This window comes from Actinobaculum sp. 352 (assembly GCF_003957265.1).
Lineage (GTDB): Bacteria > Actinomycetota > Actinomycetes > Actinomycetales > Actinomycetaceae > Asp313.
In genome coordinates this window covers 345,105-359,624 of record NZ_RQSN01000002.1, presented here as the reverse complement: position 1 = coordinate 359,624, position 14,520 = coordinate 345,105, and the positions used below count along the sequence as shown (strand labels likewise).

At 61.2% G+C, this 14,520-nt stretch carries 12 protein-coding genes; 9 read left to right on the top strand and 3 right to left on the bottom strand.

Annotated elements, in window-relative coordinates; all coding sequences use genetic code 11:
* Positions 1–24: 24 nt before the first annotated feature.
* Positions 25–285 (bottom strand): hypothetical protein, encoded by a 261-nt coding sequence (locus tag EKN07_RS12780; protein WP_205647298.1) that lies wholly within the window; start codon positions 283–285, stop codon positions 25–27.
* Between the two features lie 81 nt (positions 286–366).
* Complete coding sequence (locus EKN07_RS03635) at positions 367–1,257, bottom strand: HAD family hydrolase (protein ID WP_108715005.1); 891 nt, start codon at positions 1,255–1,257, stop codon at positions 367–369.
* A 364-nt stretch (positions 1,258–1,621) separates the two neighbouring features.
* On the opposite strand from EKN07_RS03635, the gene EKN07_RS03630 reads away from it, so the two are divergent.
* Positions 1,622–2,302: an alpha/beta hydrolase gene (locus EKN07_RS03630; protein WP_108715006.1), complete on the top strand. Its 681-nt coding sequence runs from the start codon at positions 1,622–1,624 to the stop codon at positions 2,300–2,302.
* Positions 2,303–2,455: 153 nt separating this feature from the next.
* Here the strand turns inward: EKN07_RS03630 and EKN07_RS03625 are convergent, their stop codons facing one another.
* Positions 2,456–3,151 (bottom strand): molybdopterin-binding protein, encoded by a 696-nt coding sequence (locus tag EKN07_RS03625; RefSeq protein WP_241228118.1) that lies wholly within the window; start codon positions 3,149–3,151, stop codon positions 2,456–2,458.
* A 511-nt stretch (positions 3,152–3,662) separates the two neighbouring features.
* Here EKN07_RS03625 and EKN07_RS03620 point away from each other — a divergent pair.
* From EKN07_RS03620 to modA, 8 genes are all read left to right on the top strand, one after another.
* On the top strand, positions 3,663–5,027 hold the full coding sequence (locus EKN07_RS03620) for a nitrate/nitrite transporter (protein WP_206435661.1): 1,365 nt from the start codon (positions 3,663–3,665) through the stop codon (positions 5,025–5,027).
* A 36-nt stretch (positions 5,028–5,063) separates the two neighbouring features.
* On the top strand, positions 5,064–8,780 hold the full coding sequence (locus EKN07_RS03615) for a nitrate reductase subunit alpha (protein ID WP_108715007.1): 3,717 nt from the start codon (positions 5,064–5,066) through the stop codon (positions 8,778–8,780).
* Positions 8,780–10,300: a nitrate reductase subunit beta gene (gene narH, locus EKN07_RS03610; RefSeq protein ID WP_108715008.1), complete on the top strand. Its 1,521-nt coding sequence runs from the start codon at positions 8,780–8,782 to the stop codon at positions 10,298–10,300. The genes EKN07_RS03615 and narH overlap by 1 nt, the downstream gene beginning before the upstream one ends.
* Positions 10,300–11,049, top strand: a complete 750-nt coding sequence (narJ, locus tag EKN07_RS03605; protein WP_205647300.1) for a nitrate reductase molybdenum cofactor assembly chaperone — start codon at positions 10,300–10,302, stop codon at positions 11,047–11,049. The genes narH and narJ overlap by 1 nt, the downstream gene beginning before the upstream one ends.
* Positions 11,046–11,831 (top strand): respiratory nitrate reductase subunit gamma, encoded by a 786-nt coding sequence (narI, locus tag EKN07_RS03600; RefSeq protein ID WP_108715010.1) that lies wholly within the window; start codon positions 11,046–11,048, stop codon positions 11,829–11,831. The genes narJ and narI overlap by 4 nt, the downstream gene beginning before the upstream one ends.
* A 132-nt stretch (positions 11,832–11,963) precedes the next feature.
* Entirely contained in the window at positions 11,964–12,989 is a 1,026-nt protein-coding gene (locus EKN07_RS03595; protein ID WP_108715011.1) for a MarR family transcriptional regulator, read from the top strand.
* A gap of 123 nt (positions 12,990–13,112) precedes the next feature.
* Positions 13,113–13,505 (top strand): TOBE domain-containing protein, encoded by a 393-nt coding sequence (locus EKN07_RS03590; protein WP_108715012.1) that lies wholly within the window; start codon positions 13,113–13,115, stop codon positions 13,503–13,505.
* Positions 13,506–13,661: 156 nt separating this feature from the next.
* Positions 13,662–14,498: a molybdate ABC transporter substrate-binding protein gene (gene modA, locus EKN07_RS03585; protein WP_108715013.1), complete on the top strand. Its 837-nt coding sequence runs from the start codon at positions 13,662–13,664 to the stop codon at positions 14,496–14,498.
* The last annotated feature ends 22 nt before the right edge of the window (positions 14,499–14,520 follow it).

Below are 14,520 nucleotides of genomic sequence, written 5' to 3'. Positions count from 1 at the left end.
TTGCGGCGCCGTGGCCTCGAACATTCACTCGGCACATGCGCGCACCGGCCGGTAGCGGTAGGCCGAGAGCCCTGACGCCAATACCGAGAGCCCTGACGCCAATACCAATTGTGTGGGTGTCGGTAATTGCCGATAAGCGCGGCGTTCAGCTGCGGTTTCGCTTATCAATCCCTGCCAATTGTGCACGTCACCGCAGCCGACCTTGCCTTCGTCATCGCCGTTAACGCGAATCACGCGAGCAGGATTCCCGACGGCGTGCGCATTGGGCGGAAGATCTCGTGTCACCGCAGCGCCGACGCCCGCCACGGTATGAAGGGTGGCAGCGCAGTGTTGGCAAAGGCACCAGGGGCAGTTTAATCGCATCCGCTAGATCAACCCGAGTTGTTGAAAACCGTAGGCCAATCCGTCGTCGTCAATACCGGGCACGATCATGTCGGCCGCATCCTTCACGCTCTCGGTACTATTGCCCATTGCGACTGCGGTATCGACAGCGTCGAATACGGCGAGGTCGTTCGGGGAGTCGCCAAACATAATTGCATCACGCGCATTTACCCCGAGGTGTTCTGCGGCTTCCTGTAGACCGGTGGCTTTGGTGACCCCGTTTATCAGAATTTCCCCGGCCAGGCCCGACTCTCCTTCCACGGAGCCGGTGAGTGCGATGTATCGACCATCATAGGGCGCAACGGTTTCATTCGGATGGAGCGGATTATCGTCCGGGATGAGGAAGGTTCCCTTCGACGCACTTTGCGGCGGACCGCTGCGCAAGAAGGGAGAAATACGGGCGGCGTAGGCACTCCAGTCGGAATCCGCTGTATCGGCCGAGCACGCCGCACCCGCATCGGTACCGGGTGTATCCGCATCGGCGTCGGCCTGATGTGCATCCGAATCGCGTTTCTCCGCAAACGCGGCGAGGAAGTCGGCGCTCGGGTAAAAGTCCGTGGGCGTCTGCCACAGCCACTGCACGCCGAGCGCGTCGAAACGTTGGCTCATATGCTGAACGTCGGCGGTCGGCATGCGATGGTCGGCAACGACGACGTCGCCTACGCGCACCCACGCACCGCTACCCCCAATCATTCCGCTGAACCCGAGATCCCAGATCCACGGGTAAATCTCCGGCAGAGACCTTCCGGTGCACAGTAGCAGTGTGTGCCCGGCGGCCGCTGCCGAAGAGAGAACCCTGCGGGCGGAATCCGGCACTTGTTGCCGCGAATTAATCAGAGTGCCGTCAACGTCGACGAGGATCAAGCGCTTGCTCACTGTTTCAGAATACCCGGTGGGATGCGAGATACGAAATGTCTGTTATAAGGTGTAGGTGCCACTGCCAGATGTGGCGAGAGGATACGTGATGAGACTAGCGGGTGCAGCTTTAGGAGGTGGAATGGCGCAAGCGCGTGGCGAGATTCGGCGGGCGGTGCGGTGTGATGGCGGGCTATACTTCGGTAGCATTTCGGGAGCAATCCACTGTGACCGAATCCTCGTACTGTTAGAATCCGTGGAAGACAGCTGCAAACGCTGCGGGCAGTTATAAGCGCTGCGGGCAGTTCAGAACCGCGGGACCAGTGGACTGGTAGGTAGGAACGGCTAAAGGGCTTGCTGTGGTGACAAGAAAGGACACGCCGCGATGACAACAGAGCATGGACAGAGCAACCGTACCGTTGTTTTTCTGCACGGCATGGGGGAGGGGCCGGAGGCTTGGGATGCGCAGGCGGCTGCGCTGCCCGCAGGTTTCACCGGATTGGCACTCCCGGTTTTCGGAACCCGGGACGCCGATATGCTCGATTTTACGCTTTCCGGTGCGGTGAGAGCACTTGTGGCGGATCTGGATCAACGCGGCCTCGACGTTGTGGATGTGTGTGGACTCTCGCTTGGCGCAATGGTGGCCACCCAATTTGCGATTGACCACCCACAACGGGTGCGGTCGTTGGTACTTTCCGGTAGTCAGACGCGTCCAAACCCGATTCTCATGAAGCTTCAGAATGCACTGATCCGCGTCGCCGGTGGTCAGATTGCGCCGGAGGGTATGAGTAAGGCACGCCTGCGGCAGATTGTGCATGAACTGGCGCGGATCGACACGCGGGAGGCAGTCACTACCCTCAGCGCTCCGACCCTGATTATGTGTGGTACACGTGATCGTCCAAACCTCCCGGCGTCGCGCTTGCTGGCGCGGCTGATTCCGGGGGCACAACTGCAGATCGTGCCAGGGGCGGTCCATGTGTGGAACACGCAGAAACCAGAGGAATTCTCCCGGCGGATCAACGAGTTTTTCGTCGACGCGATACCAACGAGTGCCGGTGAAGCCTGAGGGCGGGCTGATAGCTGTGACGCGCTCTGATACTGCCAGTACCAGGGTCCTGACGCGCCAACGCGAGAGTTCCAACGCGCCAGCACGAGAACTCTGCCAGCACGAGAGCTCTAGCGTGCCGACACGAGGCTCTGGCACTGCGGAAGGCGCTGGCTACGAATGATCTTGGTCGTCCAACTGCTCGAAGATATGTGGCAACAGGGGGCAGATCACCCCGAGTGCGTCCTTCACCCCGCCACGTGATCCGGGGGAGTTGACGATCAACACCCCGTACACCCCGCGCTCGGTGATTCCTACGATTCCCCGCGATAGCGAGGATAGCGGTGTCTTTGCCAGGCCGACGTCGCGAATCTGCTGCGTGAGTCCGTCCATGCGCACGCTGATGAACTCCGCGCTGACCTCCGGAGTAATATCGCCCGGTCCGACTCCCGTACCTCCCACAGTGACGATGATGCGCGCGCCGGAAGCAATCGCATCCCGCAACGCCGCGCGCAGCTCGAGCGGGTCCTCTGCCACATGCTGTGGTGTTTTGGTATGCACTCGGCTCTGTTCCAAAATGCCCACGGCGAGGGGGCCGACCGTGTCCTCGCGCGTCCCGTTGACGATCTCCGTGGACACGACGACGGCGCCCGGCAGGTCACGGTCCATGGCGTGGGCTTGACGATGCTCCGATTTGCCGCTGAGTTCTGCGGCATGGTCGCGACCGGGCCGACCCTCGTTCCGGGAAGCCTCAGTCGGCGATGACGTGACATACGACGACAAGGCGTGCCGATCTGTGCCCAGGGAACCCTCCGCCTCCCTCCCGGTACTCGCTGCCGCTTCCCGGCCGGCGTCATTGTTGCCTCTCATCATGCTCTCCTGGCGCTATTGCGAATTTGCTAACAAAAGTCTTACGTAAAAACGCGGGAATTGCGGCCGAATATGCCGCGTGCGGCGATTTTTGCCCGTAGCCTGATAGTAGCAAAAGCACGGTCGGTGGCGTGAAAAATTGACTCGGTTGAACTGCCTCTGTTGGTTTGTTCAGGCGGAACCGGTACGGCTGCCGTACTGTGCCATTGGTCTGTATGACTCGAACGGTGGTTTGTACTGACTAAGTGCAGGCCGCTCGCTCGGTGCGCAGGTCCGAGTAGGGCGCATTTGTGCCCCACCTTGGACCGAACAGACCGAGCTTCTGAGCGGGACGAACTTGCGGTCCGCGCTGATTGCGCGGATGGCCGGAGCGGCCCTCGCGAACCGCCCTGCCTGCCTGGCTGGGTATCGGCCGACATCAATCTAATACGGGCTGTGACACTGCTAGACAAAGGTGCTGGTTCACGGCTCGACGTCGTGAGAATCAACGTCGTCACAGTAAGGAAACCACGTGAGTAAGCACAACCCTGAGGAATCCACTACGGAATCCACCAGTTTGCATACAGAAGGCTACCTGCTCGTCGGCTGGGATCCGGAGAACCCAGACCGGTGGAGTTCGAAGACGGCTTGGACCACCCTTGTCATCTCCACCTTCTCGCTGGTGATTGGCTTTTGCGTCTGGTTCCTCGTCTCGGCGCTGGCCTCAAAACTGAACGACATCGGCTTCAACCTCACCAGCGGACAGCTCTACTGGCTTGCCGCCATGCCCGGCCTCTCGGGCGGCCTTCTCCGGCTGGTCTTCATGTTCCTCCCGCCGATGATCGGCACCCGGCGCCTCATCGGCTACTCGTCACTGCTCTACACCATCCCCATGTTCGGATGGTTCTTCGCCGTGCAGAACACCTCGACCTCCTTCGGGGTACTTATGCTTCTCGCCTTCCTCTGTGGTGTTGGCGGAGGTACTTTCTCCGGCTACATGCCCTCCACCGGGTACTTCTTCCCGAAGCGGCTCTCCGGAACGGCTCTCAACCTCCAGGCCGGCATCGGTAATCTCGGTATGTCCATCATCCAGATCGCCGGACCGTGGCTGATGGGCTTCGGACTCTTCGGCATCACTTTCATCGCTCCGGAGAACAGTGGCGGAGAATCACTCTGGGTGCACAATGCGGCGATCTTCTTCGTACCCTGGGCGCTGGTGGCGGCGGCCCTCGCCTTCACCTTGCTTAAAGATGTGCCGATCAAGGCCAACTTCCGCCAGCAGATCGATATCTTCGGAAACCCGAACACCTGGTTCATGACGCTGCTGTACATCATGACCTTCGGCATCTTCTCCGGCTTCTCCGCCCAGTTCGCCCTGCTGGTTAACAATAACTATGGCTCCGCCTCCCAGCTCGCGGAGGCGGGCTTCGCCAATTTGCCGCAGGGGGTGACCTACGCCTTCCTCGGCCCGTTGATCGGCTCGATTGTCCGTGTACTGTGGGGGCCGCTCTGTGACCGATTCGGAGGTGCCATCTGGACCTTCGTCTCCGGCGTCGGAATGGCGGCAACGTTGGCCACCTGCGCCTTCTTCCTTGATCCCTCCTCTCCGGACGACTTCACCGGATTCCTGTGGGGAATGCTCGTGATGTTCTTCTTTGCGGGCATCGGCAATGCCGGCACCTTCAAACAGATGCCAATGATCATGCCGAAACGGCAAGCCGGCGGCGCGATCGGTTTCACGGCAGCCATCGCGGCCTTCGGTCCCTTCCTGGTAGGTGTGGCACTGTCCGCCATGAGCGCCCGCACCTGGTTCATTGTCTGCGCCTCGTACTGCGTGGCTTGCGCATTGCTGTGCTGGATGCAGTACGCCCGCCGCAGGGCACCCTTCCCGGGATAAGCACCTATTCATCACACCAGCGGAAAGGAGTTTCACATGGCAACCACAGGCAATGCGGCCGGTCCGAAGGACTCATCACTGTTCTCGTTTGGTGCACATCTGCGCCGCGGCGAGGTATCCGCCGATGCCCGGCAGATCTTCCTGACGGGCGGGCGGGAAGCCGACGTGTTCTACCGGCAACGCTTCAGCTATGACAAAGTCGTTCATTCTACGCACGGCGTGAACTGTACTGGATCATGTTCGTGGAAGGTGTACGTGAAAGACGGCATGATCACCTGGGAGTCCCAGGTCACCGACTATCCGACGACGGGGCCGGATATGCCGGAATACGAGCCGCGCGGTTGCCCGCGCGGGGCGGCCTTCTCCTGGTACGAGTACTCGCCGACCCGTATCCGCCACCCGTATGTGCGCGGCGTACTCCTCGACGCGTATCGTGCGGCGAAGGCCGTTCATGGCGGCGACCCCGTGGAGGCGTGGCATGCCGTCATCTCCGATCCGCAGGTTTGCCACGCCTTTAAGAGTGCTCGCGGCAAGGGCGGCATGGTCCGGACCAGTTGGCAGGAGGCCACCGAAATAGTTGCGGCGGCGACGACGTCGACCATCAAAGACTACGGCCCGGACCGCCTGGCCGGCTTCACCGTAATCCCGGCCATGTCGCAGGTTTCTTACGGTGCGGGAGCACGCTTCCTCGAACTGCTGGGCGGAACCATGCTCTCCTTCTACGACTGGTATGCGGACCTGCCTCCGGCGTCGCCGCAGGTATTCGGCGACCAAACGGATGTGCCGGAGGCGGGTGACTGGTTCAACGCCGACTACCTCATCATGTGGGGATCGAATGTGCCGCTGACGCGAACCCCCGATGCCCATTTCATGGCGGAGGCCCGCTACCACGGGCAAAAAGTCGTGGTCTGCTCGCCGGACTTCGCCGACAACACTAAGTTCGCCGACGAATGGTTGCGGGTTGCGCCCGGCACCGACGCGGCCCTCGCTCTGGCCATGGGCCACGTGATTCTCTCTGAATTCCACCTTGACCGCAAAGAGCCCTTCTTCCTCGACTACATGAAGAAGAACACCGACTCTCCCTTCCTCGTCACTTTGGTGAGGGAGGAGGACGGCACCTACACTCCGGGTAAGTTCCTTACCGCCTCCGATGTAGGTGGGGCATTGGCGCAGACCCCGTACGCGGATTTCCGGCTCCTCGTACTGGATGAAGACGGCGCCGTCAAGGACCCGGGAGGCACAATCGCTGATCGGTATGGTGATGCGGGCGCTGGCAAATGGAACCTGCGCATGGACGGCGTTAACCCGGTCATGTCGTTGTACTCCGAGGGTTGCCGGAGCGCGGAGATCTCCCTGCCTCGTTTCGACCTTCCCGGGCAGCCCGGTGACGGACCGATCGGCACCGGTGTTGTGCGCCGTGGTGTTCCCGTGCGCGAAGTGGCCGGGCAGCTCGTCACCACCGTGTACGACCTGCTGCTTGCGCAGTACGCGGTGGCCCGCCCGGGCCTGCCGGGTCAGTGGCCAACCGGCTACGACGACGCCGCGACACCGGGCACGCCGGCATGGCAGGAGGAGCTTACCGGCGTACCCGCCGCGGCAGCCGAGCGCGTGGGCCGCGAATTTGCCCAGAATGCACTGGATTCCGGCGGCTGTTCACAGGTCATTATGGGAGCGGGCATTAATCACTACTTCCACGCTGACGTGATTTACCGGGCGATTCTGGCACTGACATCGATGTGTGCCACGCAAGGGGTAAACGGCGGAGGATGGGCGCACTACGTGGGGCAGGAGAAGGTGCGCCCAATTACCGGGTGGACGCAGTACGCCTTCGCGCTGGACTGGGCACGGCCCGCGCGGCAGATGATCACCACCGGCTTCTGGTACATCCTCACGGATCAGTGGCGCTATGACGGCGCCTCCGCCAAGCGCCTCTCGTCCCCGCTGTCCAAGGGATCACTGGATGGGATGAGCCTGGCCGATACCCTGGTGGAGTCCATTCAGCGCGGCTGGATGCCCGGTTTTCCACAGTTTGATCGCTCGTCGTTACAGTTGGGTGATGATGCGAAGGCGGCCGGTATGGCTCCCGGCGACTACATTGCGCAGGAACTTGCCGCCGGGCGGCTGCACTTCGCCGTTGAAGATCCGGATGCCAATGAGAACCAGACCAAGGTGCTGTTCAACTGGCGCACCAACCTGCTCGGTTCTTCGGCTAAGGGCACGGAGTTTTTCCTACGGCATATGCTGGGGGCGGATAACGACGTGCAAGCCTCCGAGCTGCCACCGGAGCGCCGCCCCAGCAAAATGGTGTGGCGAGAGGAAGGCACACGCGGCAAACTCGACCTCATGGTGACGGCTGACTTCCGTAACACCTCGACGACGCTGCATTCCGACGTCGTCCTCCCGGCGGCTACCTGGTACGAGAAGCACGACCTCTCCTCCACCGACATGCACCCCTTCGTACACACCTTCAACCCGGCGATTCAGCCGCCATGGGATGCACGGACGGATTTCGAACTTTTCCAGGAGCTGGCCGATCTGGTTTCGCAGCTGGGTGCCAAGCATTTGGGCGTGCGCACCGATATTGTGGCCAGCCCACTTACGCACGATACGCCGGATGAGCTCAACGGGGCGCACGGAATCGTGGGGCCACGGGAGAAAGTCGGGTGGGTTCCCGGCATCACAATGCCGAAAATTATCCCGGTGGAGCGCGACTACTCCAAGATTGCCGAGAAGTTCAATACGATTGGCCCGCTGCCGGAAAAGGCAGGCATGATTACCAAGGGCGTGGCCTTCAAACCCGACAAGCAAATTGAACAACTCAAGGCTCGCTTCGGTACCGCGCCCACCAGCGCCGGGGAGCGCCCGCTTGTGGACACCGCCAAGAAGGCGGTGGAAATGATTCTCACGCTGTCGGGTACCACCAATGGAGCCGTCGCGGTTCAGGGCTGGAAACAACTGGAGAAGCGAGTGGGCACCGCGTTGGCCGATCTGGCCGCCGGGGACGAGGAGAAGCTCATCCGCTACGAGGATATTGAACGCCGTCCGGTAGGGGTTATTACCTCTCCGGAATGGTCCGGATCGGAGCACGGTGGACGGCGCTACACCGCCTTCGCCGTAAACAGAGAACGCTCCAAGCCATGGCACACGCTCTCTGGGCGTATGCATTACTTCCTCGACCACGATTGGATGCGCGATTCGGGCGAGCAGCTGCCCACCTTCCGCCCGCCGCTCGATCTACTCCATCTGTACGGCGAAGCCGCGCCCGGCACAGTGTTGGAGGACGGCCGTGGACAGGTGGAAGTGGCGGTGCGCTACCTGACCGTGCACAACAAATGGGCTATCCACTCGCAGTATTACGACAATCTGCACATGCTGACTCTGGGCCGGGGTGGCCAGACGGTGTGGATGAGCCCGCAGGATGCGGAAAAGGTTGGGGTTCGTGATAATGAGTGGATCGAGGTGCATAACCGCAACGGCGTGGTCACGGCCCGTGCCGTTGTGTCGCATCGCATCCCGGAAGGGACCGTCTTGATGCATCACGCGCAGGAGCGCACTATGAACACCCCGCTGAATGAATCCACCGGTAAACGCGGCGGTATTCATAATTCGCTTACGCGCATCCTCATTAAACCCACCCATGTGCTAGGTGGTTACGGCCACTTCACCTATGCATTCAACTACATCGGACCGACGGGCAACCAGCGCGATGAAGTGGCGCTTATCCGCCGTCGTAGCCAGGAGGTGCAGTTCTGATGAAAGTCATGGCACAGATCGCGATGGTGATGAACCTCGATAAATGCATCGGTTGCCACACCTGTTCGGTCACCTGCAAGCAGGCATGGACGAACCGTGAGGGCACCGAGTACATGTGGTTCAACAACGTGGAGACCCGGCCCGGCGTCGGCTATCCGAAGCGGTGGGAGGATCAGGAACACTATCGTGGCGGATGGCGCCGCACCGAGGATGGCAAGCTGGTTCCGCGCCAGGGTGGGCGGCTGCACCGGCTCTCGCAGATCTTCGCCAACCCGCGTATGCCGCAGCTCGACGCCTACTACGAGCCATGGACCTACGAATACGACAAGCTGCTCTCCGCTCCGAAAGACGCGAAGGCGGTACCGGTTGCGCGTGCGAAATCGCAGATCTCGGGCAAATATATGGATACGCCGCAGTGGGGACCGAACTGGGACGACAACCTAGGTGGCTCATTGGAAACCATGCAGGACGATCCGGTGCTCGCAGCATCCGGGGCGACCATCAAGGCGGAGATCGAAAAGGCCTTCATGTTCTACCTGCCGCGCATCTGCGAACACTGCCTGAATCCCACCTGCGTGGCCTCCTGCCCCTCCGGTGCGATGTACAAGCGGTCCGAGGACGGCATCGTGTTAGTGGACGAGGACAAGTGCCGGGCATGGCGCATGTGCGTATCCGGTTGCCCGTACAAGAAGGTGTACTTCAATCACCGCACCGGTAAGGCGGAGAAATGCCACCTGTGCTATCCGCGCATTGAGCTTGGTGAACCAACGGTGTGCTCGGAGACCTGCGTAGGGCGCATCCGCTATCTGGGCGTCTTGCTGTACGACGCCGAGCGGGTGGGGGAGGCCGCGGCTACGGAGGACGAGAAAGAACTCTACGAGGCACAGCGATCCATCCTGCTTGATCCACACGATCCGGCTGTTATTGAAGGTGCGCTGCAAAACGGCGTGCCGCATTCGTATATTGAATCGGCGCAGCAGTCGCCGGTGTACGCGCTGATCCACGACTACCAGGTGGCCCTGCCGCTACATCCTGAGTACCGCACGCTGCCCATGGTGTGGTATGTGCCGCCCCTCTCTCCGATTGTGGACGAAGTGACGGCCTCGGGTGCCGACGGCGAGGGCGCCAAGGTGCTGTTAACGGCCATTTCGCGTATGCGCATCCCGCTGGAGTATCTGGCTGGAATGTTCACCGCGGGCGACACCGTGCCCGTGGAACGCGTGTTGCGCCGCCTCGCATGTATGCGCTCCTATATGCGCGATATTCACCTGGGAGGCGAGGGGAATGAGGAGATTCCGGCCGCCGTGGGCATGACTGGCGAGCAGGTGGAACGCATGTATCGGCTGCTCGCCGTCGCCAAATATGACGACCGGTATGTCATTCCAACGACCCATCCCGAAATTGAACGGTCGGCGGATGCCTTCAACTGCCCGCTGGATAGCGCGGGTGGGCCGGGTATGGGCGGCAGGCCCTTTTCCGGGCGCAAAGTATTCGTGGATCTTCTGCCCAGTAGGCCGTAATGAGTATCAACATGGGGCCACGCCGTAAGGCGCAGGCAGGCTCTTCCACTGCTGACCGGGCACATGGTGTGCCTGGCCGGGGCGCACGTCGCGGTGCACCCGCAGACGTGGTACCGGTAACCGTGAGCGACGCCGAGCGGGCTACCACCTTCATGGCGGCGTCAATATTGCTGGATTATCCAGGTGCCGATTTCGCCGCGCGGCTCGATGCCGTGGACGACGCCGTCACCTCCCTCCCGGAGCGGCTCGCTGTGCTTTTCATGGACTTCACCGGGTGGGCACGGGTGTATGGCCTGCGTGCGGTCGAAGAAGCGTATGTGGCGACCTTCGATGAGCAACGGCGTTGTGCTCTGGAGCTGTCGTATTACGCAGTGGGGGACACGCGGCAACGCGGGCAAGCTCTACTGGCCTTCCGGGAACTCTACCGGGCAGCCGGATTTGAACAGGAGGGTGACGAGCTTCCCGATTACCTGCCTGCGATCCTCGAACTGGTTGCGCGTTCGATTGATGACCCGGTCACTTCCGGTGTGCTTCCCGCACATCGGGAGGGCCTGGAGGTGTTGCGCGCCGCGCTCTATCAGCGTGAATCGGCGTGGTACGGCATTATTGCAGCGGTGTGTGCCGTACTGCCGGAGATCACGGACGACGTCGTCGAACGATACCAGAAACTCATCCGGCAGGGCCCGCCGACGGAACTCGTCGGCATTCATAATCTTCCTTTCCCGACTCTTCAGGAGGCACGGCCATGAACGCCCTTGATCTCTTCCTGTGGGCCATTTTCCCGTATATGTGCGCGGTTCTTTTCGTCGCAGGACTCGTGTGGCGATGGCGCACGGACCAGTTCGGTTGGACCGCACGTTCCTCCCAGCTGCATGAATCAAAGTTGTTGCGGCTTGGTTCTCCGCTGTTCCACTTCGGCATTATCTTCGTGCTGCTCGGCCATCTGATGGGGTTGATTATTCCGAAGTCTTGGACGAATGCTCTGGGGATTTCCGAGCATGCGTACCATGTGCTGGCTACGGTCGGGGGATCTGCGGCAGGGCTGGCTACGATCCTCGGCCTTGTGCTGCTGATCATTCGGCGTATCCGCTATCCGGGAGTCCGCCGGGCGACGACGCGAAATGACAAGATCATGTACGTGTTGCTTGGCATGCCGATTCTGCTGGGGGCTTTCGCAACCGTGCAGAATCAGATCTTTGGTGCACCGGGCGGTTACGACTACCGCGAAACGATTTCGGTATGGCTGCGCTCCTTGTTCGTATTCCAGCCGAAAGTGGAGTTGTTGGCGGGGGTGCCGCTGAGCTTCAAGCTGCATATCGTGGCGGGCCTGCTCCTCATCGCGATGGTTCCCTTTACGCGTCTCGTGCATTCGGTGACGCCGCCGGTGGGCTACGTGACCCGGCCCTACGTGGTGTATCGCTCGCGAAGGGCTGACGTGGCAACGAGCGCGACGGCGAAGGGGTGGGCTCCGTTGAATGGTGTTCAACCGCGCGATCAAGGCCGCCATGACGCCCATGCGCAGGGAGCGTGACGTGGTCAGACTTGACACTGTCGTTCGGGCGGCGGCTGAGTCTGAATGATGTCGGCGCGCAGCTGGCTCTAGGCCGCGCCGACTCCCCCCTCGCTGCCGCCGCCAAATGGTGGCGATGCACCGGCTGCGACTATGAAGCAGGTGTCATACCTGCTTGGTGATGGTCATGCCTGCGACGATGGTCCGCTCTACGCCGTCGGACTCTCGCGGTATGATGACCGAAAATGTATTTCGATAACAGCGGGTAGTGCGGCATCGGAGGACCCCGGTGGATCGGTTCCAGCACATCTGGCAGCGTTATCGACGGGAGGAGAAGCCATGACGACCAGTTCTACGCAGTTGCGTCACAGCGCTGCCATTGATTCTTTTTCACGGCTTGCCTCTAATCTGGCGGACTTGAGCGCCGGTCAGAGTTCTATGCTGCTTGTACTGACGGAGTTCGGGCGGCCGGCCACCATCAGTGACCTAATGGAACGGACCGGATTACACGCGAACTCGATCCGAGAAACGCTGACTGTATTGGTGGATGCGGGCCTAGTGCAGCGGTCAGCTGTTCCCAGTGTGACTCGCGGGCGCCCGGCTTGGCAGTACGAGCCAGCAGTGCCGCCGTCGATCAGTGCGCTGATGGACGACTTCCTCGCTTTCGCGATGGCCATATGCCGCTACTTACACGCCAATGCTGCTGACGAGTGGAATGACGCCTGGCAGATCGGTACGGCGTGGGGCGACGAGATTATCGCGTACGGAATCGCGGGTGTTGCGCCATCGCAGGAGGATGGGCTCGTCGGAATGCAGTCCTCGGTCTACCCGGTGGCGCAGCAGAAGCAGGGACGAGTTGCAGGGTACTCGCCTACGGAGCCTTCCTCCGGGGAGAATAACGAGCTCTCCGGTCCCACGGCACGGCTCCGGATTCTGTTATCGGTTCTTGGCTTCGCTGCCCGCGGCGGGACGGATGTTGGCACCATCCAGTTGACCGTCTGTCCATTCTCCCGTGAGGGCAGGGCACCTGATCCGTTGATCTGCCGTATGCATGCAGCCATGCTGTCGCGGCTCACCGCTGCTCTGGCGGGCGAGCAGTATCAGGCGAGCATCGCGGTGAATTATCCGGTTGCGCCCTGTCAGGTTTCTCTGCTGAAACAGGACGGTGTCTGTGTGTGATGGTCCTGCGGTAGGTAGTGTCGCTCACCGTTGGCACGGCGCACCGCTAGAACTATAGGCCACACGGATCCGTATTTGCGGAATTGTTCCAAGTGTTTCCACGCAAATCGGTATAGTTGAGGTATGGCTGATTATCGGATCGCTGAGGTTTCCCATCTGCTCGGAGTTTCCGATGACACCGTGCGGCGGTGGATTGAGGAAGGGCGCATCGCGACGGTTCCCGATAGTTCTCCGCGGCGGGTGGAGGGAGAGTCCCTGGCGCGGCATTTGAGCGAAGCGCATCCACATGAACCTGAGACGCGTGTATCCACGCGGAACTTGTTAGAAGGCCTCGTCGTTGAGGTGATCTCTGATCGGGTGATGAGCCAGGTCGTTATGCAATGCGGCCCGTATCGGGTGGTCAGCCTTATTTCCACAGAGGCGGTTCATGAACTGGGACTCGAACCGGGAGTGATTGCCGCAGCGCAGATCAAGGCAACCAACGTCTCCATCGTCTCTGGTCGGTCCGCGGGATAGCGCGTGGAGCCAGTACGGCTGGGCGTGCGCTGGTGAGCACAGGGCCAACTGGGAATGTGCAGGAGTTAGGCGGCGCGGCTCCGAGTGCGCCCAGGCAAGCGGCTTGGACGGTCCCAGACGACGGTCACATAACAGTCGCGCATAAGAGGAGCAATCATGTCATCGCTACACGATAGTTCGGTACGACGCCGCACGGTCGCCATCCTCGCGGTCTGTGCTCTGCTCGGCGCGTGCGCAGGAAACAACTCCAATGCTGCAAGCACAGCAGCTGAACGAATGCCGAGCAGCGTCAACAATACTGGCGCCGTGGAGCTCTCAGGCAACATCACCGTGTTCGCCGCTGCTTCGCTGATAGATGTGCTGCCGGAGGTGGAGGAAGCCTTTCACACCAAGTATCCCGATGTGGCGCTTACATACAACTTCGGTGGCTCGTCCGGCCTCGTCGACCAGTTAGAAGGAGGAGCCCGAGCGGACGTCCTCCTGACCGCCAACGTCACCACCATGGAGAACGCCGACGACGCCGACCTGATTGACGACTCCTACTCCTTCACATCGAACACGCTGGTTATCGTTGTGCCTGCAGGGAATCCAGCCGGTGTCACCGGTCTCGCCGATGGATCGCTCGATAACACCAAGGTGGTGATCTGTGCGCCAGAGGTCCCCTGTGGCGAGGCGACCCAGAAGCTGGCGGCGATCAATGATGTGACTCTACAACCCGTCTCGGAGGAACAGGCGGTCACCGATGTGCTGGGCAAAGTGGCCAGTGGTGAAGCAGATGCCGGACTCGTCTACACCACCGACGCGCAAGGGGCGGGCGATCAGCTTGAGGTGATCGAGATTGAGAATGCTGACCAGGTTGTAAACGACTACCGGATCGCCATCCTGCGAGAGGCGGCGAACCCGCAGGCCGCACAGGCATTCACGGACTTCGTCCTCTCGGAACGCGGGCAGGAGATCCTGCATGCGCATGGTTTCCAAGACCCGGTGGAGTAGGAGCGAATGCCGGAGAAGCCTG

Bases quoted from the DNA above. Each gene is read 5' to 3' on its own strand.
- EKN07_RS03615 (WP_108715007.1), top strand. From the start codon at position 5,064: ATGGCAACCACAGGCAATGCGGCCGGTCCGAAGGACTCATCACTGTTC.
- narH (WP_108715008.1), top strand. From the start codon at position 8,780: ATGAAAGTCATGGCACAGATCGCGATGGTGATGAACCTCGATAAATGC.
- narJ (WP_205647300.1), top strand. From the start codon at position 10,300: ATGAGTATCAACATGGGGCCACGCCGTAAGGCGCAGGCAGGCTCTTCC.
- EKN07_RS03590 (WP_108715012.1), top strand. From the start codon at position 13,113: ATGGCTGATTATCGGATCGCTGAGGTTTCCCATCTGCTCGGAGTTTCC.
- EKN07_RS03630 (WP_108715006.1), top strand. From the start codon at position 1,622: ATGACAACAGAGCATGGACAGAGCAACCGTACCGTTGTTTTTCTGCAC.
- EKN07_RS03595 (WP_108715011.1), top strand. From the start codon at position 11,964: ATGAAGCAGGTGTCATACCTGCTTGGTGATGGTCATGCCTGCGACGAT.
- narI (WP_108715010.1), top strand. From the start codon at position 11,046: ATGAACGCCCTTGATCTCTTCCTGTGGGCCATTTTCCCGTATATGTGC.
- EKN07_RS03625 (WP_241228118.1), bottom strand. From the start codon at position 3,151: ATGAGAGGCAACAATGACGCCGGCCGGGAAGCGGCAGCGAGTACCGGG.
- modA (WP_108715013.1), top strand. From the start codon at position 13,662: ATGTCATCGCTACACGATAGTTCGGTACGACGCCGCACGGTCGCCATC.